At 54.4% G+C, this 561-nt stretch carries 1 pseudogene; it reads right to left on the minus strand.

Features of this window, described 5'->3' with window-relative positions:
- Positions 1-368: 368 nt before the first annotated feature.
- Positions 369-561, minus strand: a pseudogene (locus tag QN224_RS33595) (IS110 family transposase); the annotation flags it as partial.

A 561-nucleotide genomic window follows, 5' to 3' on the forward strand; every position in this document is an offset into this window, starting at 1 on the left:
AATCGAGACCTATCCGAACGACCTGCATGACATCCTCCTTCATCGCAGTTGACGTTCGAGATTCCACCTCGCCGCGAGGGCGGGGTCCATACCATTGGCTCCCATTTGCAAGCTTTTTTGCAGACATTTTTGATCGGATCGCTTGCTTCCATATGTGCGGCCTTTGTGTGTGGTCGCACATGACCACTGGCCAAGATGGTTTCCGCAACGCGTGTTCCTAACACGGCAACGGCCTTGGAGGGCCACTGGGGGTGACGGAGTGTCACGCGTCTTGGATCGATCGATCGCACCATCTGCTTTCTCTTGCAAGTTCACAGCATTAGCTCAAACACGGTAGCCTTATCGTGCTCACCGTGGTGGCCAATCTCTTATGTTGCTGCGTTTTGTCCTTCTGTCCGCCGATACGTTTCGCCGCTTACCATGAGCTTCCAGGCGATACGGGCGATCTTGTTGGCGAGCGCCACCGCAACCAGTTTCGGTTTTTTCCGTTGGAGGAGTTCGGTGAGCCATCGAGAAGCATGTCTGCTTCGACCTGCTCTGACGTGCTGAAGAATAGCAGTT

Origin of the sequence: Sinorhizobium sp. 7-81, from assembly GCF_030124405.1 — a bacterium.
GTDB lineage: Bacteria > Pseudomonadota > Alphaproteobacteria > Rhizobiales > Rhizobiaceae > Sinorhizobium > Sinorhizobium psoraleae.